This is a genomic window from Metabacillus sp. 22489 (genome assembly GCF_052044855.1).
In the GTDB taxonomy this organism is placed as follows: Bacteria; Bacillota; Bacilli; order Bacillales; family Bacillaceae; genus Metabacillus; species Metabacillus niabensis.
On the sequence record NZ_JBQENT010000109.1, the window covers coordinates 1 to 1,585 of the forward strand.

General features: G+C 34.5%; 1 protein-coding gene. It reads left to right on the forward strand.

Annotation, left to right across the window (positions count from 1 at the left end; all coding sequences use genetic code 11):
- Positions 1 to 14 precede the first annotated feature (14 nt).
- Positions 15 to 1,475 carry an IS1182 family transposase gene (locus ACTJJ9_RS26245; protein WP_145585433.1) on the forward strand — a complete coding sequence of 487 codons (1,461 nt, stop codon included), beginning with the start codon at positions 15 to 17 and terminating at the stop codon, positions 1,473 to 1,475.
- Positions 1,476 to 1,585 lie beyond the last annotated feature (110 nt).

The window sequence follows — 1,585 nt, forward strand, 5'->3', positions numbered from 1 at the left end:
TAGGTGGTGTTCGCATGATCTCCAATCAACAATCTCTAAACCTCAGTCCATATTCTGGTATTTACGATATCGTTGTCCCTAAGGATAATATGCTTCGTCAAATAAATGAATTAGTTGACTTTTCTTTTGTGCTAGATGAACTACAGAATAAATATTGCCTTGATAACGGACGCAATGCTGTGCCTCCCATTCGCATGTTTAAATATTTATTATTAAAGTCCATTTTTGACTTATCAGACGTGGATGTTGTTGAGCGTTCTAAATACGACATGTCCTTTAAATATTTTTTAGATATGGCTCCAGAAGAATCAGTCATTCATCCTAGTTCACTAACGAAATTTCGTAAGCTACGTCTAAAAGACGTAAACTTACTTGATATACTTATTCAAAAAACAGTCGAGATCGCACTTGAAAAAGAGCTAATCAAAAGTACTTCAATAATTGTTGATGCAACCCACACGAAATCTCGTTTCAATCAGAAGTCCCCTTATGAATTTTTAATGGAAAAGTCAAAACTTCTTAGAAAAGCTGTTTATCAGGTTGATGAAGACATGAAAGAGAAATTCCCTTCTAAGCCTACTACCGATGACGTAGTCGAAACTGTTGCGTACTGTAAAAAAGTTGTTCAAGTAGTTGAAAATGAACAGTCTATTTGTGAATACCCTAAAGTTAAAGAAAAGCTTAACTATCTTAATGAAATTGTTGTGGATTTCCAAGAAAATTTAAGCCCTTCTAATGACCCTGATGCTAGAACTGGACATAAAACTGTAGACTCTTCTTTTTTCGGATACAAAACACATATTGCTATGAATGAGGAACGCATTATTACAGGTGCAGTTATTACAACGGGTGAAAAAAGTGACGGGAAATTTCTTCAACAGCTAATTGGAAAAAGTCAGAAAGCCGGAATGAAAGTAAAAGCTATCATTGGAGATACTGCTTATTCGGAAAAAGATAATATTCAGTTTACCAAAGAAAATGATATGAAATTAATATCAAAATTACATCCAATCATTACTCAAGGTCCTAGGAAGCCAGGAGATGAATTTGAATTTAACAAAGATGCTGGAATGTATGTATGTAAGGCTGGACATATGGCCGTCCGGAAAGCCAGAACAGGGAAAAAGAATACAAATAATAGCCAAAGTCATACCTATTACTTCGATATTGAAAAGTGTAAAGTATGTCCTTTTAAAGATGGCTGTTATAAAGAGGGAGCGAAAAGTAAAACCTATTCCGTAACGATAAAGTCACCTGAACATAATGAACAAAGGGCTTTTCAGGATAGTGAATATTTTAAAATACAGGCTAAAGAACGGTATAAAATAGAAGCTAAAAATAGCGAACTCAAGAATAGACACGGGTATGATGTTGCAATTTCCTCGGGTCTTTTAGGCATGGAAATGCAAGGGGCAATGACAATATTTGCAGTTAATATAAAACGAATCGTGACTTTATTAAAAGGAATAAAGTGAAAAAGTCTATAAAGAAAGGCGACTATCCGTCCAAAAAATGAACGGATAGTCGCCTTTTTCGTTTACGATCTTGAAATAAAATTAAAAAACGTAAGTTTTTCAGTGGCCTC